The sequence below is a fragment of the Pseudoalteromonas sp. S4741 genome, from assembly GCF_005886135.1.
Taxonomy (GTDB): Bacteria; Pseudomonadota; Gammaproteobacteria; order Enterobacterales; family Alteromonadaceae; genus Pseudoalteromonas; species Pseudoalteromonas tetraodonis.
This window is the reverse complement of record NZ_PNCN01000107.1, coordinates 1-22,574: the sequence shown is the minus strand read 5'-3', so window position 1 is coordinate 22,574 and position 22,574 is coordinate 1. Positions and strand designations below refer to the sequence as shown.

Sequence of the window (22,574 nt, the reverse complement as noted above, 5' to 3'; positions counted from 1 at the left end):
TTCCGATGTGACTTTTAATCCATTGGTCGATGGTTCAAGTCCATCATGACCCACCATTCTTTATTTATGTAAAGATTGGTTTAATCGGCGGATTTACGCAGCATGTTAATTCTACACAGAATTTAGAGCGGGTCATTAGCTCAGTTGGTAGAGCAGTGGACTTTTAATCCATTGGTCGATGGTTCAAGTCCATCATGACCCACCACTTCTAAAAAATCTCAACATTCCCCTTATTATATTTAAATTAGTTTGTTATTTTTATTTATAAACAGCATGCCCAGATAGCTGTTATTTACCTGCGTATTCTCGTATAATTTGCCGTAATTAATGCACTGTAGATGAAGTGGTCGAGAACATGAGTCTAGCTCAAACTATTATGCCTGAAGGTTATATCTTTCCTCCTAAGCCAGCGCCGTTAACTAAAGACGAGCAAGGCGAATATAAAGCACGTATTAAGCAACTACTGCAAGAAAAAAACGCAGTACTTGTTGCTCATTACTACACAGATCCTGAAATTCAGGCACTTGCCGAAGAAACAGGGGGCTGTGTAGCCGATTCACTAGAAATGGCACGCTTTGGCGCTCGCCACGATGCCGACATGATCATCGTCGCAGGCGTACGTTTTATGGGTGAAACCGCTAAAATTTTAACCCCCAATAAAACTGTGGTTATGCCAACACTTGAAGCGACCTGTTCATTAGATATTGGTTGCCCTGTGGATGAGTTTTCAGCATTTTGTGATCAACACCCAGATCGTAAAGTGGTGGTATACGCTAACACCTCTACCGCGGTTAAAGCGCGTGCTGATTGGATAGTTACCTCATCGTGTGCACTTGAAATAGTAGAGCACTTAGATGAACAAGGCGAAAAAATTATTTGGGGCCCAGATAAGCATTTAGGTAGCTACATTCAAAAAAATACCGGCGCCGATATGATCATGTGGAACGGCGCATGTATCGTACACGATGAATTTAAAACCAAAGCGCTTAAAGATATGAAAGCCCTACACCCAGACGCAGGTGTATTGGTTCACCCAGAGTCACCTGCCGAAATAGTAGCACTGGCAGATGCGGTGGGTTCAACAAGCCAGCTAATTAAAGCTGCGCAAACTATGCCTAATAAAAAGTTTATTGTAGCCACCGATCGCGGTATTTTTTATAAAATGCAGCAACTATGCCCAGAGAAAGAGTTTTTTGAAGCGCCAACGGCTGGTAGCGGCGCTACGTGTAAAACTTGCGCTCACTGCCCTTGGATGGCAATGAACGGCTTACAAGCGATTGAGGAAGCACTGATTGATGCCAGCGGTAAAGAAGTATTTGTAGATATGGACTTACGCGAAGGCGCGCTCAAGTCACTTAATCGCATGTTAGACTTTACAGCCAACATGGCAAAGTAAACATCACTTCGTATAAAAACGGCTAATCCTACTGGGTTAGCCGTTTTTTTATGCCTAAAGTAAATTGCTGATTGATTATTAGGCACTTAGCAGCACAAATTTAAAAATGCCTTGCACCTATGTAACCTATTTCATACTATAACGCGCTGTTGCAATGCAACACCGTGGAGGAATGGCTGAGTGGCTGAAGGCGCACGCCTGGAAAGTGTGTTTAGGTTAATCCCTAACGAGGGTTCGAATCCCTCTTCCTCCACCATTATTCAATATTAGGACGCTTTTTAGCGTCCTTTTTTTGTGCCCTAAATTAAACTTTTTTTTGCAAGTATTCGGGCGTTTTAATCACTTCACTTTATTTCACTTAATCCACTGAGCTCAAACAAGTTTCATTAACTATGTAATTTATGTATTATGCAGATCCCTCATACAAAAGGATCGTTGATGAAGTATGTACTACTAATAGTTACTGGTGCAAGCCCTCAAGTATTAACTGAGACGCTTTACGCTCTTCATCAGCAGGGTAAGCCTATACCCGAAGAGATTTTTGTTATTACTACAAAAAGCACCAAGGCTATGCTTACTGATGGGCTATTTACGCAAGATCACCTAGCTAAATTAATAGCAGACTATGATCTGCCTGCGATAAACCTTAAAGATGAAAATATTTGGCTAATAGAAGACAACAAAGGCCAACCTATTGATGATGCAAAATCTGAAATAGAACAAACCTACATGGCCGACTTTATTACGCGTAAAGTGTTTGAACTTACCAATAAAAACGATATTAGTATTCATGCATCTATAGCGGGCGGACGTAAAACAATGGCGTTTTATTTAGGCTATGCCATGTCTTTATTGGGGCGCGAGCAAGACTCACTCAGTCATGTATTCGTTAATGATGAATTTGAATTTGTAAAAGACTTTTACTATCCAACACCATATAGCCAAGTTATTAAAGGTAAAAATGGTAAACAGGTTGATTGTATTAATGCAAAGGTAACCCTTGCCGAGATCCCATTTGTACGAATGCGCCAATCTATCGACGAAACCCTCATTGCCAATATGCAAAGTGCATCATTTAGCCAAACAGTCGCAAGCTTAAACTCAGCCCATAAAAAAGATTTAATCCTAGAGGTAAACGCAAAAGCAAAAACACTCACCTTTGCAGGTATCGAAATTAAACTTACCGCAAAAGAAACCGCCTTTTATTTATGGTTAAATCAATACAGCCAAAGTGAGAATAAACAGTTAGTGGTAAGTCGTGATTTTGAAAAGTCTTTGCGTTACAGCAAAGAATACCTCATGCTTTTACAGCAAAATAGCAGTGATTTACGTATATTCCGTGATACGTTTGGCATAGAGCCCGAAGATTTTAGAGATGGTTTACACAGTAATTTAAAGGTAATGGAAAAAACCTTTGTGCAGCAAACGCGTAGTCGCATAAATAATAAAATAAATAAGGTGTTACCCAACGAGCTTGCTAAAAAAATAGCGATTGACTCCAATAACCAAAGCTTTGAAACAAGCTACTGGTTAAGTGCAGTAACACATAATATAAAAATAAATATAACGGCTTAATATTCGCAAGCTTGCAAACGCATAAAAATAATAACGCATGGTAAATTAGTTGATAAGGAAGTAATCAGGAATGAAGCAATCAATGAACTTTGAACACATTCAATCTAAGTGGCCAGAGCTACACCAGTTAGCTGCATTTGCAGAAGAGTATGCTATTAGCGATCCGCAAAGCGCATTGGTGAAATTACGTTGCTTTGCTGAAAAAGTAGTAGGCTACTTATACAAAGAACTTAGTTTACCTGTTTTACCCACTTCTAATATTTTTGATAAACTTACCGCCGACGACTTTACCAGTGCCGTGCCGCGTTTAATAACCGATAAGCTCCACGCCATACGTAAAAGCGGTAACCAAGCGGCTCACGAAGGCAAAGTCGATCAACAACAAGCTATTTGGATATTAAAAGAAAGCTACTTTGTAGCCTCTTATTTGTTTATGGCTTATGCCAATGGCACGCAACAAGAATGCCCCGAGTTTAAAGCGCCCGAGCAAACACAGCCAACTAATCAAAGTGATGCTCAGTTTGCTAAAAAGAACAAACAACTCACTCAGCAGCTAGCCGAAAACCAAGCCCGTTTAAAACGCGCACTTGACGAACTAGAAGCCGCAGAACTTGCACAAAAACAAGCGCAGCAGCAAGCTGCAAAACTAAAACAAACGATTGATGCAGAAAAGCTTACTCAGGTTAAAACCCGAAATGAGCAAATTGTTAATTCAAGCTTTAACTTTAACGAACACGAAACCCGTAAACGCATTATCGACTTAGATTTACGCAATGCAGGTTGGAACGTAGCACTTGACGACGAATCAACAGAAGACGTAGGCAAAGAAGTAAAAGTAACCGACCAACCTACAACAACAGGCGTAGGCTATGTTGACTACGTATTATGGGATGACGACGGCAAACCACTTGCCGTAATAGAGGCAAAACGCACCCGCGAAAATATCGAAAAAGGCCGCCAGCAAGCAACGCTTTATGCCAACGCGCTCGAAAAACAATATGGGCAACGCCCCGTTATTTTTTATTCTAACGGCTGGGATATAAAAATACTCGACGACGCGCAAGGCTATAATAGCCGCGGTTTATACGGTTACTACTCAAAAGACTCCCTGCAGTATTTAATAAAACAGCGCACACTTAAAAAAGATTTAAATAAAACGCCGATAGATACTGCGGTGGCAGGACGTTTGTATCAAATGGAAACCATAACCCGTGTGTGTGAGCGCTTTAGCGATAAACACCGCAAGGCGCTTATTGTGCAAGCCACCGGCACGGGTAAAACACGCGTATCTATTGCCCTTGCAAAGCGCCTGCTCGATGCCGGTTGGGCAAAGCGCGTACTGTTTTTATGTGACCGAAAAGAGCTGCGTAAACAAGCGGGTAACGCCTTTAGCGAACACACCAAAGAGCCTGTACACATTGTAGGCAAAAGCGCTAAAAACACCGCAGCCAGTGCCCGTGTATTTATAGCAACCTACCCAGGCATGCTACGTATAATGAATAAGTACGACGTAGGCCATTTTGACCTAATAGTAGCCGACGAATCGCACCGTTCAATTTACAATATTTATGGCGATATTTTTAAATACTTTGACGCGCTAGAAGTAGGCTTAACCGCCACACCGGTAGAAATGGTATCGCGCTCAACCTGTGATTTATTTGGCTGCGACTACAAAATGCCTACAGCCAATTACCCACTCGAAGACGCCATAGAACAAGGCAACTTAGTGCCTTACAAAATTGTAAGTTACACCACGCAGTTTTTACGCGAAGGCATTAAAAAAGATAACCTCACCGATGAGCAAATAGCCCAATTAGAAGAGCAAGGGATTGATCCGAACGAGCTCGACTTTGACGCCAAACAAATAGACGAAGCCATTAAAAATAAAGACACCAACAGGCTAATACTACGTAATTTAATGGAAAAAGGCCTGCGCGATAAAGACGGCCAGCTGCCAGGTAAAACAATTATATTTGCCCGTAACATAGCCCACGCTGAATTATTAGCGCAGCTATTTAGTGAGCTTTACCCACAACATGGTGCTAATTTTTGCCGCGTTATTCACTCAAAGTACGAACGCGCCGAAGGCCTAATAGACGACTTTAAATCAAGCGACGAAAACAGTATGCGTATTGCGGTGTCGGTCGATATGCTCGACACCGGTATAGACGTACCTGAATGTGTAAACCTGGTTTTTGCAAAACCCATAAAATCAAAAGTAAAATTTTGGCAAATGATTGGCCGTGGTACACGCTTATGCGAAAACCTTTATGGCCCTGGCAAGCACAAAACTCACTTTTTAATATTCGATCACTGGGCAAACTTTGAATACTTTGATGAAAACCCAGAAGAAGAAGACGTAAAACAAGCCAAATCGTTACTGCAAAAGCTATTTGAAGCGCGGGTAACCCTTGCACAAACCGCCCTTAAAAAAGCCAATATGGATGTATTTGACCAAACAATAAAATTAATTCACGACGATATTTGCTTACTGCCAATGGAGTCGATATCGGTACGCGACAATTGGCAAGTGGTCGAAACCTATAAAGACCTTAAACGTCTTAATCAATTTGCACCGCAAACAGTAAGCGACTTGCTCGAAAAAGTTGCGCCGCTTATGCAATGGCGCAATATTATGGGGCAAAGTGAAGCGTACAAATTTGATTCTGAGCTAACCACTATTCAAACCCTATTACTTACCGACGCCAGCCAAATCGATTTAGCTAAACAAAGCATAATGAACAAGGTTGAATCGCTACAAATGCACTTAAACGAAGTGCGTAGCAAAGCACCAGCTATAGCTGACATACAAACCGAGCAATATTGGCAATATTTAACCCATGCAGCGCTTGAGCAAAGTCGTATTAATTTGCGCAGTATTATTCACCTACGTAATAAAAGCGTGAAGCCGCCAACAAGTGATTTTGTGCTCGACATAAAAGAAGACACAAACCAAATTAAAGAGGCTGATAGGCTTACAAAAATAGTCTCTATAGATTATCAAATATATCGCCAAGAGGTTGAAAAAACACTCACCCCGTTATTTGAAACCGACAGCGTACTTAAAAAAATTCGCAACGGCGAACCAGTAACCGAAGCCGACTTAGCGCAATTAAGCTCGTTAGTACATACGCAAAACCCAAGTGTTGATTTAAATACATTAAAAGAGTTTTTTCCCGAATCAACCGCTAGCTTAGACAAAATATTGCGTACCATAGTCGGCATGGATAAAAACGCCATAGAGCAGAGCTTTACAACCTTTGTGCAGCAAATACACACCCATGTAAATGCCAAGCAACAGCGCTTTATTGGTATGCTAAAAAACCACCTAATTCGCCACGGCGCTATCGAAATAGCCCAGCTTTACGATGCACCTTTTACTCAAATACACGACATGGGGCTCGATGGCGTATTTAGCCAGCAACAAGCCGACGTAATAGAGCAATTTATTAAGCAGTTTGATGTACAATTGGGTGATAAAAACCAAACGGTAGATAAAGAAGTGATAGTGTAAATGGCTAATCAAGTAGAAGTGTTTCAAAATGAAGATGGTAGCCTACAGTTAGCAGTGCAAGTGCAGCAAGAAAGTATCTGGTTATCGCAATCTCAGCTTGCTGAGCTGTTTAAAACATCAACCGACAACATTAGTTTACACCTAAAAAACATATATCAATCAGGTGAACTTGATGAAAACGCAACTACCGAGGATTACTCGGTAGTTCGCCAAGAGGGTAAACGCAAAGTAAAACGTAAATTAAAACACTACAACCTTGATGCAATAATATCTGTGGGCTACCGCGTTAACTCAACCCAAGCAACACGCTTTCGCCAGTGGGCAACTAAAACGTTAAAGCAGCATTTATTAAAAGGCTACACCTTAAATCAAGAGCGATTAGCACAAAACGCAACAGAGCTAGATAACGCATTACAACTCGTTAAACGTATTGCTGTTTTGCCACAAAACAGTGAGTTTGGTGCAGGGCTAGTAGATATAATTGCCAGTTACACGCAAACCTTTTTATGGCTACAACAGTACGATGAAGGACTACTTAATTCTCCAAAAGGGGAGTTAGGCGGCGCACTTACACCACTTAATGATTGCAAAAGCCGCAATTACTCAGCTTAAGCAAAACCTTATAAACAAAGGTGAAGCCACTAAGCTATTTGCACAAGAGCGTAACAGCGGCCTAGGTGCAATTAATCGAAAATTTATTAAGCCAAACTGAAATAGCACAAAACGTAGGTCGGATAAGCAAAGCGCCATCCGACGGTGTTGGATAAGGCAAAGCGCCATCCGACGATGTTGGATAAGCCAAAGCGGCATCCAACAATGCCATATAAAAAATTAATTAACACAATGAGCGCAATAAGCCGCTCACACTAGGAAAACTATGATAACCGGACCTTTAAAAAGTAAAATAGACAAACTATGGGAAGAATTTTGGACAGGCGGAATAACTAACCCGCTGACCGTAGTAGAGCAAATTACTTTTTTAATGTACGCCCGTATGCTCGACATGAACGAGCAAGCCGACGAAAAACGCAGCGCCCGTACTAAGCAGCCATTTAATCGCCGCTTTAGCGACGCAGAGCAACACATTCGTTGGCAAAACCTGCGCCATTTAGGAGCCGAAGAGTTATACAAACTGGTTAAAGATGAGCTGTTTCCGTACTTTTCAAAAACCTCAGACGACGTATCGCCAGAAGGCGCGATATTTAACGAGTTTATGAAAGACGCGCAATTGATGATCCAAAAGCAAAGCTTATTGGTAAAAGCGGTTGAAATGGTCAACGACCTACCACTGGAAAACTCAGACACCAAAGGCGATTTGTACGAATACTTGCTTAGCAAACTCACCACCGCAGGCATAAACGGCCAATTTAGAACGCCGCGCCACATTATACGCGCCATGGTCGAAATGATGGACCCAGATGTTACCAGCCAAATTTGTGACCCATCAACCGGCACCGGTGGCTTTTTATCGGTAAGTTACGAATACCTATTACAAAAATACACATCAGCCGAGGGCATCGACCGTGAGCCCGTGCTTGATGTAGATGGCAACGTACAATGTGATGATAGCGGCAAACCGCTTGAAAACCTGCTGTACTCAGGTGATTTAATAACCCCAGAGCAGCGCAGCCACATAGATGCTCACATGTTTAACGGCTTTGACTTTGACGCCACCATGCTACGCGTAGCCGCCATGAACTTAGTAATGCACGGCATTAAACAACCGGGCATTCATTATCAAGATACCCTAAGCCAAAACTTTAAAGAGCATTACCCGCAAAAGGCCAAAGAAGGGTACGACATAATCCTCGCCAACCCGCCATTTAAAGGCAGCCTAGACGAAGAAGACGTATGCCCCGAGTTATTACGTAAAGTAAAAACTAAAAAAACCGAGCTGCTGTTTGTTGCCCTTATTGAACGCATGTTAAAAATAGGCGGGCAGTCGGCCACTATCGTGCCTGATGGCGTATTATTTGGCTCATCCAAAGCGCATGTACAACTGCGCCAATTATTGGTAGACAACAATCAGCTAGAGGCGGTAATTTCACTGCCAAGTGGCGTGTTTAAACCCTACGCTGGTGTATCAACCGCCATACTTATATTTACCAAAGGTGGCAGCACCGACCACGTATGGTTTTACGACGTACAAGCCGATGGTTTTAGCTTGGATGACAAACGCACCCCAATAAAAGCCAATGACTTACCAGAGTTAGTCGCACAATTTAAAGCTCGCGATAAAGCTCAGGCAACAAGCGATAGCAATGATAAAACCCAGAAAGCCTTTTGGGTCAGTAAAGACGACATGGCTAGCAATAAATACGACCTTTCAATCAACCGCTATAAAGAAGTGGTATACGAGGAAGAAAGCTACGATCCACCAAAAGAGATTTTAGGCAAGTTGGTTTCATTGGAAAATGAGATTTTGGCTGATTTAAAAGAGCTGGAGGCAATGTTGTGAGTTGGCCTGTTGTAGAACTGGGTTCTGTTGTAACGTTTATTGGCGGATCGCAACCACCTAAATCGACTTTTAAATATGAATTGGAAGATGGTTATGTTCGATTGTTACAGATTAGAGATTATAAATCGGACGACAATTTAACTTATATTCCAGAGAGTTCGACTAAGAAGTTTTGCTCCAAAGATGATGTAATGATTGGGCGTTATGGCCCTCCTGTCTTCCAGATATTAAGGGGATTAGAGGGCGCATATAATGTGGCACTAATGAAAGCGCAGCCAAGTGAAAAAGTAGATCGAGACTACTTATTTTATTTTTTAAAACAAGAAAAGCTGTTTCGCTTAATCGATGGGTTGTCGCAGAGGACAGCAGGTCAAAGTGGTGTTGATATGAATGCATTGAAAGCTTATCCAATGCTTTTACCACCACTTGAAGAACAAAAACGCATTGCCGCGATTTTAGATAAAGCCGACGCCATCCGCCGCAAACGCCAACAAGCCACCCAACTCGCCGACGACTTCCTCCGCAGCGTATTCCTAGATATGTTCGGCGATCCTGTCACCAATCCAATGGGCTGGGAAGTTAAACAATTGAATGATGTAGCAACTAAGATTACTGATGGCACTCATGACACACCAAGTAAAGTGAACGAAGGAGTTAAATTCGTTACAGGAAAAAATATCAGACCGTTTAAATTAGACTTAACCGACCTAAAGTATGTAACCCAATATGTTCATGAAGAAATATATAATCGCTGTAATCCCGAATATGGAGATTTACTTTTGACGAACATAGGTGCTGGTACAGGTAACGCATGCTTTAACTCATTAACTGAAGCATTCAGCATGAAAAATGTTGCTTTGGTTAAGTCTAGCCCTAATAAATTATCGGGAAGATTTTTAGAGTACTTATTTAACCATGAAGGTTTCAAGTCGAAACTTTTAGGAGAAAATTCTAAAGGTGGGGCGCAAAAATTTTTGAGCTTAAAAGTTATACGAGAAGCTAGTATTCCAGTTCCGACTTTTAAAGAGCAGCTTAAGTTTTCTGCTATTGTTGAAAAAGTTAAAAATGGAAATTTATTAGATCCGAATTTAAGTTTAAAAAAGGTGGAGTTGTTTGACTCACTAAGCCAAAAAGCTTTCGCTGGCGAACTATAGCGCGATTTATAAAAACAAGAACAAGGATGTTAAATGACCCAACGTGATTTAAATAAAAACATAACCGACGTTCAGCTTTTAAAACAAGCTGCTTACTTTTTGCGTAAGGATAAATAAAAAATGCAGGCACAAATAAACGGCCGTACGTCGGGTTATTTGTTAATGTTGGGTGGTGTGGCTTCGCCACTTAACCAACCTACGTTTTTAACTCAATTATGTAGGTTGGATAAGTCGCAGGCGTCATCCGACGTTTTGGGTTCATACCATTCGTGATAAGCATGATTATTGGCAGCCAGTGAATTATGCCCACTTTAATTCCCTTAAGCATGGGTTAGTTGGAGGAGTGATTGGCTTTATTCAAGTTTTCAAAAGTCGGTTGGCTCAGGTCTATATTCGCTATTGGTGTGGGGAATAGTTAGTTGAAATATCACTGTAATTAATCAATCTCAAAAATAAAAGAGTTAAAAAATAAATGTTATTTTGTCTAAACGCCTCAAACGCACTTAACAAATACCTCAAAGCCGATTTACCTCGCCTGCCACATGAACCAGGAAAACAAGCGGGGGTAAATACCCGCATAAGCGATAAAAATTGCTTTAACTGGCAATTACAGATTATTGATAACAGCTATAAATCTCATGAAAAAACAATCATTGTTTGTGAGGCGAATAGCCGTTTTACGTTTTTTATACCGGTTAGTTTAAAGCTATCGCAAGAAGAGTTAACGCAGTGCCTACAATATGAGTGGCAATTAATGATGGCAGAAACGCTTGAGGTTTATCAGCTAATACCACGCAGCGACATAGCGGTGCTGTTGAGTGAACTATCTAAAATAGAGTTTTCTCCGCATTGGGTTAAAAATACCGATTTAAGCATAAGCGGCCATATTAGCGACGCCGCACTTTGGGTTACCCAAACACTACAAGAAGAAGGGCTTTATGAGTTACCTAAAGACCTTGCCATTGAGTTAGCTATTTATTTAAACACCCAAGCTAAACGTATTACTAATAAAACAACTGGCCGAAAAGAAAAGTTTATACCCATAGAGCGTTTATTACATTATTGCCAATCGCTTGTCACTGTTCAACAACATGATGATGACTCATTAAACGGTATAATTGATAACAGTAATATCATTAATTTTAGTGATTACAAAAAAGACTAAAGCCAAACTAAGTTTTCACAAGCTTGTGAAATGAAATAGTCAGAGAGTTGAGAATATGCTTGAGAAGTTATCTGAAGATTACGTCTTAAACACACTTTAACTTAAACACCTTAAGCGATTTTAATAAGATAACGCAGTGTAAAAGCAAGACATAAAAATATAGGAAGAATAATGGATACAAAAATAATTTCTCAATGGACACTGTCAAATAAAGAAGCACAGCAAAAAGGGTTAGATTCGTCGTTTGGCAACATGGTGGCGAATTTAGATGCAACAATGCAAGAGGAAATCGCTGCGTTCATAAATGGTCAAGCCAATAAAAATAAGCCATTACTTAACGCTTTAAATTTATGTTATTCGGTTGTTGAAAGTGAGTTTAAGGCAGCCCGTTGGGTCAGCTTTGAACGTGATATCTTTCTTGATAAAAGTGCAAATGGTTGCTGGGTTATTAGAGAAAAAGATTCAGATGGTCTACATAAACCATTTCCGAATGGTGCTAGAGTTGATGAAGTTACTAAACACATAAGGAGCACTCTTATAGATCCTTTTAATAAGTGGAAGGTACCCAAAAAAAGTGCGTTAATGTGCATTCATCAATTAAATGAAAAAGCCCCATTTCCGAGCTTCAATAATTCAGTATCCAGTTACTATTTGGGTTCAAAGATTCGACTATATTCAGACAGTAAAAATGTATATGGGCATCATGCAGGAAATGGTATTAATAGTGCCAGCACATATAATGATGGAGTATGTATTCCTTTTCTAGCTTTTAAAAGTTCAATGACAGATGCAAAAGCCTTATTCATAGAGTCAATATATAAAGGCTTAACACCAGTGCTTTTAAATAGTAATGTAATATATAAAGCTTTAATTGTTGCACTAAATTACAACAATAAAGCAGCGGTTGAACAGCTTAAAGATAAAATACAGGTTTTAGAGCAACTGATACATCAAAAAATAACTAACACTTTGCTTTTAGATGACTTTATTCGCGCTGATATTGCCCCTTATCAAGAAAAAATACTCGAAGATACCGAGCTTGGTCATTGGTCTTTATGGACCGAGGAGCTAGATAGTGATGCTGAGCAAGTTATTGATTTACCCACCCCGATGGTTGCTCGAGATCCAAAATCGAGTATTAACGATGGTGTTGTGGCAATCGACTTTGGCACAAAAAGTACCGTTGTGGTGTATCAAAAAGATAATGTGAATATCCACCCTATGCGTATTGGTACAGGCGATTTAAGCAAAGATATACAAGCTCATCATTATGAAAACCCAACTATTATGGAATTTAGAGATCTTAACACCTTTATTACTGCTTATAGTGAAAAAGCCAACAAACCTTATACACGCTGGCAAGATTTAACAATTTCACATACCGCAAAAAATGCAATGGAAGGAACGGATTCTAGTAAATTCAATACATTTTTAGATGAAATAAAACAGTGGGCAGGCGATAAAAACAGAAAACTAAAAGTAGTAGGTCAACAAGGTAAAGTGATTGACTTACCCCCGTTTTTAGAACTTACAGAGGATGACTTTAACCCGATTGAAATTTATGCCTACTATTTAGGTTTGTACATTAACAATTTAAATAATGGCATTTTTATGGATTACATTCTCTCATTCCCTGTGACTTACGAAATGCCAGTGCGCGATAAAATAATCGAAAGCTTTGAAAGAGGCATTAAAAAATCTCTACCGAGTGAGCTAGGCGCTGATGCCATTGAGCAGTTAACAGTAACAAAAGGAGCAAGCGAACCGGCAGCTTACGCATTAACAGCATTTAAAGCTCATAACTTTGACCCTGTAGACGATGAGCGTATTTTTTATGGTGTATTTGACTTTGGTGGCGGCACCACTGATTTTGACTTTGGTATTTTTAGAGAAGCGCAAGGAGCCAAAGAGCGCCGTTTTGACTATGTGATAGAGCATTTTGGGGCAGGAGGAGACAAATTTTTAGGGGGCGAGAATTTACTTGAGCTTTTGGCGTTTGAAGTATTTAAGAAAAATAAAGTAGCGCTGTTAGAAGCCGGTATTCAATTTGAGAAACACCCTGAAAAAGATGCGTTTGCGGGAAGTGAGCAGTTATTAAGTTATTCACAAGAAGCCAAAAACAATACGAAGAAGTTGTGTATTGCGCTTCGTCCATTTTGGGAGGAGCATGATGATTTTAGTATTGATTCATCAGACTCTTTAAGTATTACACTAACCGATAGTAGTGGTATTCAGCATTCAGCTTTTAACTTAGTTGTTGATGAAGAAGAGTTAAGGCAATTGCTTTCAGATCGAATCGAACGTGGGGTCGAAAACTTTTTTGATGCTTTACGTTTGGCATTTAGCCACAGTGAAGCACAGCTTAATGACATAGAAAATGTAAATATATTTTTGGCCGGTAATTCAAGCCAATCAAGCTTTGTTACATCGTTATTTAAAAAGCATATTGCGTTGCAAGATGAAGAAATAGGAACTGAGGAGCAAAGTCATTTTGAATTATTTGCACCACTTGGTGCAGATAAAAAAAATATAGAAAAGCCAACGGGCAAAACAGGCGTAGCTTTTGGCCTAATTGAATCACGAGAAGGCGGCAATATTAAGGTTATTGATCGCAATGTTAATGGTGAGGATATTCGTTTTAAATATTATTTAGGCGAAAATAGGAAGGGTAAATTTAAACCTATTGTTGACCGCGAAAATAAGTTTAATGAATGGATAGAGTTTATTGATGCAGGGTATCAAAAATTTGAACTTTATTACTCAGAACAACCTACTTCAAGTACGGGTAATGTACTTGCTGCAGATGACAGTATTAAAAAGAAGAGTATCAAACTTGATTTGACCGATGATGATGCAATGGTATTTATAAGAATTACATCACCTACTCAGATTGAGTACGTTATAGCTGATGAGGTTGATATTAAAAAGAATATTTATTTAAATGAACCTCAAAGCCTAGAGCTTTAATTATTTAAGGAAGATTATGTTAGCTCCCACTCTTATCCCGACGATAATAACAACAATTAGTAAACTCGCTTCGACCCTGGGGCCAATGATAGCTAGAACCGCACCTATGGTATTAAAAGCTGTAGGTGAAAACTTACCTAAGGTGGTTCAAGTTATCGAGCAAGTAAGTATTGCATCTAGCGTTCTTAAACCCAATGAAAGCGTTAATGAACTAGGCGCTAAAGCGATCTCTGCCGATAAAACACCTGAAGACTTTAATCAAATTAATGATTATATCGATTACTTACGTAATGATGTAACAGAAGTAGCGCTAACTGATGAACCAACAGATGTTTTAGCTTGTCAGGCGATAGGGAGTGCTATTTTACTGAAAGCTTTAAACACTGAATTAAGGGCCGATATCTCTATACCATTTTTAAATAAAGTAGTTGAGATAGGTGTAGGCTCAAAAGTAGTTTTTGAGATTATTAAAGCGTATTCAGGCAGTGGCTTAAATTTAGAGCAAATAGAAGCTTACAGAGACGGCCAATTATCATTGAATGAAACCAAACGCCATAGTGATTGCTTGGTTAGCGCTTATAAAAATGCTGAACCAACTATGACTCAACAAGAAGCCGAACAAGCTGTTATGGAGAACTTTTAAAATGGCAAGGATAAAAAAATCGCTTGTTGAGCTTTTAAAAGCAAATAGTGATGATGGAAAAGTGCAAGTACCAGCTATCGAAAAGCCATTTTTATTAGCTGAACATGAATTTTCACTTTACCACATTAAAGAAGTAACTTTTGATGAAGAACTCCCCCGAAAAGAGGCATTTGAGAATGTACTAAATTCGTTAAATATTGAAGGCATTCTTTTTCTTTATTTACTTATTGGTGATGGAGAAAGTGTTAAGTTTTTATTTGGTATTGCAAAAGATAAACGTTACAAAGGGGATTTATCGCTTGATGTTGACGATATAGGTGAAAGTATTTTAAAACCCTCTTTAGAGGGAAACTTTAGAGGCAGTATAGTCAAAAAGCTTGATAAATATGAACGCAAGCAAGTTAAAAGCGACGTTGATGCCTTTTCTAAAATCTCCAAGCTTGAAGGTGTGCCAAGTGTTCATGAAGATAACGAGCAGTTTCAAGGTGTTGACCGCTTGGTTGACATAATGAGTGGCGATAAGTTCTGCTTGGCTGTTTTGGCTGACCCTCTTTCACTGGCTGAAGTAAATGAACTAGAAGGGCAGTTACATGAAATTTATGACAAACTATTGCCTTTGTCTAAAAAAAGTATTCAAGACGGAACAAATAAGGCTAAGACAGAAGGAGCCTCTGAAGGTGCTAGTACCACTAAAACAACCAGTACAAATGACGGTAAATCTGTAACAACTAATACGGGTAAATCGGTTACTACAAACAAAGGGACCAATAACAGCGAAGGCAGTAAACAGTCATCATCAGGTTTTTCTGAAACCGACCATAATCGTCATATAAATGGTAATGAAAGTACGACTAAAGGTACTTCAGAATCAACGGCTACAGGCAGTAACCGAGGAACAAATACATCGGAGCAAACAGGTAGTTCATCTAGTGAATCTCGAGAGTTTTCCGATAAAACATTACAGGACTGGGTGAATTATATTGATGAGGTATTATTAAAGCGTATTCAAATAGGCAAAAACAAAGGGCTTTATCTGTCTAATATTTACTTATTATCGAATTCTGAGGCCAGTGTTTTAAAGTTAGGAAATACTGCAAAATCAATATTTTCGGGTGAAGAGGCAAATAAGTCACCTTTACAACTTAAAAAATTGACCGTTAAAAATGAAATTTCTACATTAAAGAATTTTCAATTACCTGCAATACAAGCAGCAAGCGCTGATGCTGCGAAAAGTGATAAAAATATTCATCAGTTAAATCTTTTGCTTTCTAAAAATCCTTTTAACCGATACTTATGTAACTGGCTCTCTACCAATGAATTGAGTGTTGTTGCTGGCTTACCTCAAAAAGAAGTCGTGGGGTTAACTTTAAAAGAAGAAGTTGAGTTTGGTTTGAATATGACGCAACAGGCCAGTGATGAAAACAAACTCTTTTTGGGTAACTTAGTTAAAAGTGGTTTAAAGCAAAAAACAGAAATAAGTATAGATAAGCGTGACCTAGACAAACATACGTTTATAGCAGGTGTTACAGGAAGTGGTAAAACAACAACCTGCCATCGATTATTACACTCAGCTCAAATGCCATTTTTAGTTATTGAGCCAGCTAAAACAGAATACAGAGTACTAACAAAAAAAGATAAAAGCATTTTAATTTTTACCTTGGGTAATGACAGTGTAGCGCCCTTCAGGCTCAATCCTTTTGAGTTTTTCCCTCATGAAAATATTACCTCTAGAGTTGATATGATAAAGGCGAGCATAGAGTCGGCTTTTGACATGGAAGCTGCAATACCACAATTAATAGAAGCTGCTATTTATCGGTGCTATGAAGCGAAAGGTTGGAATATCGCTAACTCTAAAAATAGCTATTATGACGACCCATTTGCGCCTGGTGTGTATGCGTTCCCTACACTCGCAGAATTAATTGATATGACAGAGGTCGTTGTAAGTGAACAGGGCTTTGATGATAGGTTAAAACAGGATTATGTAGGTTCAATAAAAGCCCGCTTACAAGGATTACTGATAGGCTCTAAAGGTCAAATGCTAAATACACCGCGGTCAATAAATTTTAAAGATTTAGCTAAACGCAATGTAATTTTAGAACTTGAAGAAATACGTAACCCGAGTGAAAAGTCTTTAATAATGGGGTTTGTTTTAGCTAATCTAAATGAAGCTATACGTGCTAATCACGAAGAGTATCGTAAACATGGCGGGAAGTTTAGACACATTACGTTAATTGAAGAGGCGCATAGGTTATTATCTAAATTTGAGGCTGGGGATAGCTCAAATAAAAAACAGGGGGTTGAAACCTTCTCTGATATGTTGGCAGAAGTGCGTAAGTATGGTGAGTCGCTGATCATTGTTGACCAAATTCCAAATAAGCTAACACCAGAAGTTTTAAAAAACACCAATACAAAAATTATTCATAAACTTTTTGCACAAGACGATAAAGAAGCCGTTGGAAATACTATGGCTTTATCTGATGAGCAAAAAGACTTTTTATCTAACCTTGAACCAGGGCGCGTAATTCTATCTAGTTCGGGCACGACAAAACCCTTGCAGGTACAAATAAAAGAGTTTGTTAGCACAACAGAAGAAACAGATGTTGACCCCGATAATATTAGAAAAATAGCGCTTCAATATTACGCAGATAATTACAAGTCAGGTTTAATAAAAGGTTTAGAACTATTAGAAAGCCCTCCTTCAGGTGAGGTAATTCAGGATATTCTCCAGGGAAATCCGCTATTAGCTTGGGTTGAAACATTAAAGAAACGAAAATCTAATAGCGCGCTACATAACTACATTCAAAGTTATGGCGTTGAGTTTATGCACCAATATATTCTTGCCTCTTGTTATAAACCTCTTGCTGAATCAAAAGAAAATATAAAAGAGATAGACTTTAGAAGTAATTGTTTAGGCCATTACTTATCTGAGGTCAAGCTAAACCCTGATGCAGCATTTACTTTGGAGCAGAAAAATGCGTTATCAACCAACAAGAGTATTAACGTTTAACTAAGGAAATTTTTATGGGATTTTGGAGTGGTGTGTGTAGCGTTGTTAGCAGTGCTTGTAGTGTTATAAGCAGTGTTGCCTCAAGTATTGGTAATAGCGTTGTAAAATCAGCAACCAGTATTGCTAGTTTAGGTGTTTCACTCGCAGCTAAAGTGACAGATGCAATTAGAAGTGTAGGTGTTTCGTTAGGTATTATTCGGCCAGAAGATAGCCTTGCAGAACTAGGCGAAAAGGCCATTTTAAGTGAAAAAAAACCAGAAGACTTTGACTCAATCAATGAATATATTGACCACCTAAACAATAATGTTCCCTTTGATAAGGATAAATTTGACAGATTAGATGACAAAGAACTTTTAGCTCGCTCCTCAATAGGGGCTTCTATTACTTTAAAGGGAATTAACGAAAAATTAGATACAGTAGTTACGCCTGAGTTTATGGCTACGGTGGCTTCGCAAGAACTTGAAACGAAAGAGATAGTTAGCACTATTAAAGCATACAAAGAGAATGATTTAAAACTAGAAGATTATGATCTTTACTTAAACGATGAGCTTACTCTTGATGAAACAACGAAACATAGCTCGGCTTTGGTAGAAGCATACCAAAAGTTAGAGCCAGAGTTATCAATAGAAGAAATTGAAAATAAAGTAATGGGACTAAGTAATTAAATGACAGACTTTTTCGTTGAAAATAAAAATTGCAAAGTTAGAACGTGCAGAGTTATTGAGGGTGAATTAGAGGATATTCGGTTTTCAGGTGAATTATGGATTGAGAGTGCTGACTTTTGGGAGAAATTTAAACGTAAAGTTGAGTACATTGAGAATGAGCGTTTAGCATTTATTGTTGTTTCTGATGATGAGGCATTTGATGTTGACCCTGACATTTTTATTGCAGACGATTTTGCGGCTGAAAAAAGTGAATTAAAAAGACTGGTGGCGCGAATAGCTGCTATTTCTTCATTTATTAAGCTTTATCCAAATTCAATTGAAATTCAAAGAGCTGCCGTAAATGATAAACCAGAATCGTTTGATGTAATTAAAGGTGATAGTGCCAGCGAAGCAAAAAGTATTGGCATAGAAGGCTGTGCAAATGGTTTACAGGCTCATTACCTTAAAAAGACTAATGAGCTTAAAAAGAAAGGTTAGTTATGGATAAGAATAATTTAAAAACAGAGGTTTTAGCTCTCTTAGAAGATGAGGAAGTTAGAACTAAAGTTTGGGCAATAACACTCGAAAAATCAGAAAAGCACTCAAATACTTTATCGCCTAATAAGGTTGAAGAGTCAAATCAAAATGAGTGCCATGCTATGCAGGCAGAAAGTGATGCGTTAAAAGAAGAAAATGCAAAACTTAGATCTATGCTGGGGCTAAAAGACTCTGCTTTGGCTGAAAGTGAAAGTGTAATTAGATCTTTAAATGTTGAAAAATCAGACCTTGAGGAAAAGTTATCAGTGGCCTTAACTGATTTTGAAAAAAAAGAAAAAACACTTGCAGAAACTTTAAGTTTATATGAAGAGCTAAAAAGAAAAATTACATTTTACAGAGATAACTTTGAGGAAGACCTTAGGATTAAAGAGGTTTATGAGGAGCTCTCATCACAAACTAAAGTATCAATTAAAAATATTTTTAAAGATACAACACCAAAAGGGTTGGTTGTTTGCGGCACTCAAGAAAAGTTTATATTTAGCTTCTGGGACTATATTAAAGCTGAAATAAACAATGGCAGTAATCAAGACGATAAAAAATTAGTTTGTTTATTTGAGTTATTGTTTGCTCGTTTCAAGTTGGCCTTTCCAATGTTTGAGCTACAACAAGTTAAAGAGGGTGATGTGTTTGATAATCAAAATTTTGTAAAACATCACAGTAGCCAAAATATGAGTGGGCCGATACAAGCATTACTATTCAGGGGCTGTGTAAATAACCAAACTGGAAAAATAGTTAAGCAATCTATAGTAGTACTTTAACTGCCTAAGAGTATTAAATCTTTACCATTATTCTATATTAGGACGCTTTTAGCGTCCTTTTTTGTGCCTGTCATAAAGTTTAGCCTGTTAGCCTATCGCTTGCGCGACTCGATTATTTTTATGCCGATGTTTTAACGTATACATGCTCGGCTAAGGTTAAACAGGTTGGGTAAGTGGGGGCGTTCGTTTTGCTGCTGGGCAATTATTAATACCCATAAAAATGGCTGAGGGGCGTTTGAAGTTTAATGTAATAGCATAAAGCAGAGCTTAATGGCTATGTAGCCATCAAGCTCTACTAACAGCTTGTTATTCAACCGTGGCTGTTAAACCACGACGTTTAAGTAAGGCTGATGTGTCTGGCTCTTGGCCACGAAATGCTTTAAACGATTCCATCAGGTCACGCGAGTTACCGACTTCTAAAATTTCTTTACGGTATTTGTCACCTAGTTCACGTTTTAAGCCACCTTGCTCTTGTACATAAGCAAAAGCGTCAGCTGCTAAAATTTCACTCCACATGTAGGCATAGTAGCCTGCAGAGTAACCGCCCCCCATTGAATGAGAAAAGAATGCAGACTTATAACGCGGCGGCACAAATGGCACGTTAACGCCGTGTTTTGTTAAAACATCTTGCTCAAATTTTTCAATATCTTGCAGTGGGGCATCTGCCGGTAATGAATGCCATTCCATATCTAATAAAGCGGCAGATACATATTCTAATGTATCAAAACCTTGGTTAAAGCTTCTTGATTTAATTACTTTTTCAAGTAATTCATCCGGAATCGGCTCGCTTGTTTGATAATGTTTAGCATAGTTAGCAATTACTTCAGGGTGCATTGCCCAATCTTCTTCAAACGTAGACGGGAATTCAACAAAGTCTCTTGATACTGACGTACCAGATAAGGTAGGGTATTTTACTTTTGAAAGCATACCGTGCAAGCCATGGCCAAGCTCATGGAACATAGTGGTTGTTTCATCGTAGCTAATAAGTGTCGGCTCACCTTTGGCGCCTTTTTGAATGTTCATAACATTCACGACAACAGGTTTTTGCCCATGCAAACCAGACTGTTTAACAAACGAGCTCATCCATGCGCCGCCACGTTTACCTTCACGCGCAAAATAATCAGCAAAAAAGATAGCTAGGCTTTCACCATTTGCGTCAAATACTTCATATGCTTTTACATCTGGGTGATACACAGGTAGATCGTTACGTGGCTTAAATGTAATGCCATACAAACGATTCATGGTAAAGAATACACCGTCTTCTAATACACGGTTAAACTCAAAATATTCTTTTACTGCTTTTTCATCAAGGTTGTACTTATCTTGACGTACTTGCTCGGCGTAATATAACCAATCCCATGGTTTAAGTTCGAACTGCTCTGCAGATGCATTTATTTTTTCTTGAATATCGGCAGCTTCTAACGCTACATTTTGAGTTAGCCTTGGCACCATGCTAGCAAACATATCAAATACAGCTTGTGGTTTTTTAGCCATTTGCGACTCTAAACTAAATTCAGCCCAGCTGTTGTAGCCAAGTAGCTTTGCTTTTTGTGCTCTTAATTTAACTAGTTGCGCAACAATGTCGCGATTACTAAATTCACCATCTAGCGCGCGTTCTGAAGATGCACGCCACACTTTCTCGCGTAAATCACGGTTTTGTAATGAAGCTAAAACAGGCTGGCGAGTGGTATTGGTGATTTTAATTAAATACTGCCCTTCGTGGCCGGCTTCTGTGGCTGCATTAGCAAATTGTTCAATTTGACCTGCCGATAAGCCAGCTAACTCTTTTTGGTCTTTTACGATGACAACATTACTTTTACTTAGCGCAAGTAAGTTTTGTGAAAACTGTGTCGTTAAAGTTGATAGCGATGAGTTAATATCACGTATTTGCTGCTTTTGTTCATCATTAAGCTGAGCGCCTGAGCGCACAAAACGTTTATAGTAAACGTCTAATAGTCGTGTTTCTTGCGCTGTTAATGCTAAAGAGTCTATTTTATCAAAAAGTGTGGCTACTTTTTTAAATAACGCATCATTTAAAAAGATGTTGTCTCTGTGCGCTGCAAGCTTTGGTGCAAGTTCTTTTTGAAGCTCACGACGCGTTGGGTTTGAGCTAGAGCCCGCAAGGTTGTAAAAAATGCTGCTTGCACGCGTTAATAACTCGCCACTTTGCTCAAGTGCCACGATGGTGTTTTCAAAAGTCGTAGGGGCTGTGTTATTAATAATGTTTTGTACTTGCGCCATTTGCTGCGCCATACCTTGATTAAAGGCAGGTAAAAAATGCTCATCTTTGATGACTGCAAAGTCAGGGGTTTCGTACTGTAGTGTGCTTTTTTCTAATAATGGGTTGGTAGCTTGTTGTGCTTGCGCTGAAACACTTTGCGCAGTAGTTTGCTGTTTGTTGTCAGCGTTTACATTTGGCTCAGAGCAGCCCGAAAGTAATAACGCAGAGCTGATTGCCGTGGCGAGTAAAGTTTTCATATTTAAATTCTCTTATTATTGTAACCTGTCGTTACCTTGTCATTATTCATGTAAGAGTACGTTGACTTAAATGTAACTATACTTAGGTTGCGATAAAGTCTTAATTAACTGCGACGAGCTGTTAAGTTATATGCCCCATAGTGCATTTTTTGACGAGCGAGTAAAATATAAAGCAGTAAATAGGAGGGGCGTTGAGTGACTTAAATACACAAGCGATGCTTAATTTATTTACCTATCTAACCTGAGCTGCACATAAG

General features: G+C 39.0%; 14 protein-coding genes and 2 tRNA genes. 15 read left to right on the top strand and 1 reads right to left on the bottom strand.

Annotation, left to right across the window (positions count from 1 at the left end):
• Window positions 1-129: 129 nt before the first annotated feature.
• From CWC30_RS14165 to CWC30_RS14095, 15 genes are all read left to right on the top strand, one after another.
• A tRNA-Lys gene (locus CWC30_RS14165) sits at window positions 130-205 on the top strand.
• Between the two features lie 150 nt (window positions 206-355).
• On the top strand, window positions 356-1,396 hold the full coding sequence (gene nadA / locus CWC30_RS14160) for a quinolinate synthase NadA (RefSeq protein ID WP_138627416.1): 1,041 nt from the start codon (window positions 356-358) through the stop codon (window positions 1,394-1,396).
• A gap of 166 nt (window positions 1,397-1,562) precedes the next feature.
• Window positions 1,563-1,652, top strand: a tRNA-Ser gene (locus tag CWC30_RS14155).
• A 182-nt stretch (window positions 1,653-1,834) separates the two neighbouring features.
• Window positions 1,835-2,971, top strand: a complete 1,137-nt coding sequence (csm6, locus tag CWC30_RS14150) for a CRISPR-associated ring nuclease Csm6 (RefSeq protein WP_138627415.1) — start codon at window positions 1,835-1,837, stop codon at window positions 2,969-2,971.
• 70 nt (window positions 2,972-3,041) lie between these two features.
• A complete protein-coding gene (locus CWC30_RS14145) occupies window positions 3,042-6,485 on the top strand; it encodes a DEAD/DEAH box helicase family protein (RefSeq protein WP_138627414.1) in 3,444 nt (1,147 codons plus the stop codon).
• Window positions 6,486-7,097 (top strand): virulence RhuM family protein, encoded by a 612-nt coding sequence (locus CWC30_RS14140; RefSeq protein WP_249929877.1) that lies wholly within the window; start codon window positions 6,486-6,488, stop codon window positions 7,095-7,097.
• 265 nt (window positions 7,098-7,362) lie between these two features.
• Window positions 7,363-8,943, top strand: coding sequence for a type I restriction-modification system subunit M (locus CWC30_RS14135; protein WP_138627413.1), 1,581 nt, complete (start codon window positions 7,363-7,365; stop codon window positions 8,941-8,943).
• Entirely contained in the window at window positions 8,940-10,097 is a 1,158-nt protein-coding gene (locus CWC30_RS14130) for a restriction endonuclease subunit S (protein WP_138627412.1), read from the top strand. The genes CWC30_RS14135 and CWC30_RS14130 overlap by 4 nt, the downstream gene beginning before the upstream one ends.
• 472 nt (window positions 10,098-10,569) lie before the next feature.
• Window positions 10,570-11,262, top strand: a complete 693-nt coding sequence (locus tag CWC30_RS14125) for an amino acid adenylation (RefSeq protein ID WP_138627411.1) — start codon at window positions 10,570-10,572, stop codon at window positions 11,260-11,262.
• Between the two features lie 171 nt (window positions 11,263-11,433).
• On the top strand, window positions 11,434-14,229 hold the full coding sequence (locus CWC30_RS14120) for an acetate and sugar kinases/Hsc70/actin family protein (RefSeq protein ID WP_138627410.1): 2,796 nt from the start codon (window positions 11,434-11,436) through the stop codon (window positions 14,227-14,229).
• Between the two features lie 16 nt (window positions 14,230-14,245).
• A complete protein-coding gene (locus tag CWC30_RS14115; protein ID WP_138627409.1) occupies window positions 14,246-14,872 on the top strand; it encodes a hypothetical protein in 627 nt (208 codons plus the stop codon).
• Between the two features lies 1 nt (window position 14,873).
• Entirely contained in the window at window positions 14,874-17,879 is a 3,006-nt protein-coding gene (locus CWC30_RS14110) for an ATP-binding protein (protein ID WP_212746082.1), read from the top strand.
• 14 nt (window positions 17,880-17,893) lie between these two features.
• Window positions 17,894-18,544, top strand: a complete 651-nt coding sequence (locus CWC30_RS14105; protein WP_212746081.1) for a hypothetical protein — start codon at window positions 17,894-17,896, stop codon at window positions 18,542-18,544.
• The gene (locus CWC30_RS14100) at window positions 18,545-19,021 is read left to right on the top strand and encodes a hypothetical protein (protein ID WP_138627408.1); all 477 of its coding nucleotides are present in this window, start codon (window positions 18,545-18,547) and stop codon (window positions 19,019-19,021) included. It begins immediately after the preceding gene.
• A 2-nt stretch (window positions 19,022-19,023) separates the two neighbouring features.
• The gene (locus tag CWC30_RS14095) at window positions 19,024-19,839 is read left to right on the top strand and encodes a hypothetical protein (protein ID WP_138627407.1); all 816 of its coding nucleotides are present in this window, start codon (window positions 19,024-19,026) and stop codon (window positions 19,837-19,839) included.
• Window positions 19,840-20,145: 306 nt separating this feature from the next.
• Here CWC30_RS14095 and CWC30_RS14090 read toward each other — a convergent pair whose 3' ends face one another.
• Window positions 20,146-22,317 (bottom strand): M3 family metallopeptidase, encoded by a 2,172-nt coding sequence (locus tag CWC30_RS14090; protein WP_138627406.1) that lies wholly within the window; start codon window positions 22,315-22,317, stop codon window positions 20,146-20,148.
• Window positions 22,318-22,574: the final 257 nt, after the last annotated feature.

Bases quoted from the DNA above. Each gene is read 5' to 3' on its own strand.
- CWC30_RS14140 (WP_249929877.1), top strand. From the start codon at position 6,486: ATGGCTAATCAAGTAGAAGTGTTTCAAAATGAAGATGGTAGCCTACAG.
- CWC30_RS14135 (WP_138627413.1), top strand. From the start codon at position 7,363: ATGATAACCGGACCTTTAAAAAGTAAAATAGACAAACTATGGGAAGAA.
- csm6 (WP_138627415.1), top strand. From the start codon at position 1,835: ATGAAGTATGTACTACTAATAGTTACTGGTGCAAGCCCTCAAGTATTA.
- CWC30_RS14095 (WP_138627407.1), top strand. From the start codon at position 19,024: ATGGATAAGAATAATTTAAAAACAGAGGTTTTAGCTCTCTTAGAAGAT.
- CWC30_RS14090 (WP_138627406.1), bottom strand. From the start codon at position 22,317: ATGAAAACTTTACTCGCCACGGCAATCAGCTCTGCGTTATTACTTTCG.
- CWC30_RS14115 (WP_138627409.1), top strand. From the start codon at position 14,246: ATGTTAGCTCCCACTCTTATCCCGACGATAATAACAACAATTAGTAAA.
- nadA (WP_138627416.1), top strand. From the start codon at position 356: ATGAGTCTAGCTCAAACTATTATGCCTGAAGGTTATATCTTTCCTCCT.
- CWC30_RS14125 (WP_138627411.1), top strand. From the start codon at position 10,570: ATGTTATTTTGTCTAAACGCCTCAAACGCACTTAACAAATACCTCAAA.
- CWC30_RS14120 (WP_138627410.1), top strand. From the start codon at position 11,434: ATGGATACAAAAATAATTTCTCAATGGACACTGTCAAATAAAGAAGCA.
- CWC30_RS14145 (WP_138627414.1), top strand. From the start codon at position 3,042: ATGAAGCAATCAATGAACTTTGAACACATTCAATCTAAGTGGCCAGAG.
- CWC30_RS14100 (WP_138627408.1), top strand. From the start codon at position 18,545: ATGACAGACTTTTTCGTTGAAAATAAAAATTGCAAAGTTAGAACGTGC.
- CWC30_RS14110 (WP_212746082.1), top strand. From the start codon at position 14,874: ATGGCAAGGATAAAAAAATCGCTTGTTGAGCTTTTAAAAGCAAATAGT.
- CWC30_RS14105 (WP_212746081.1), top strand. From the start codon at position 17,894: ATGGGATTTTGGAGTGGTGTGTGTAGCGTTGTTAGCAGTGCTTGTAGT.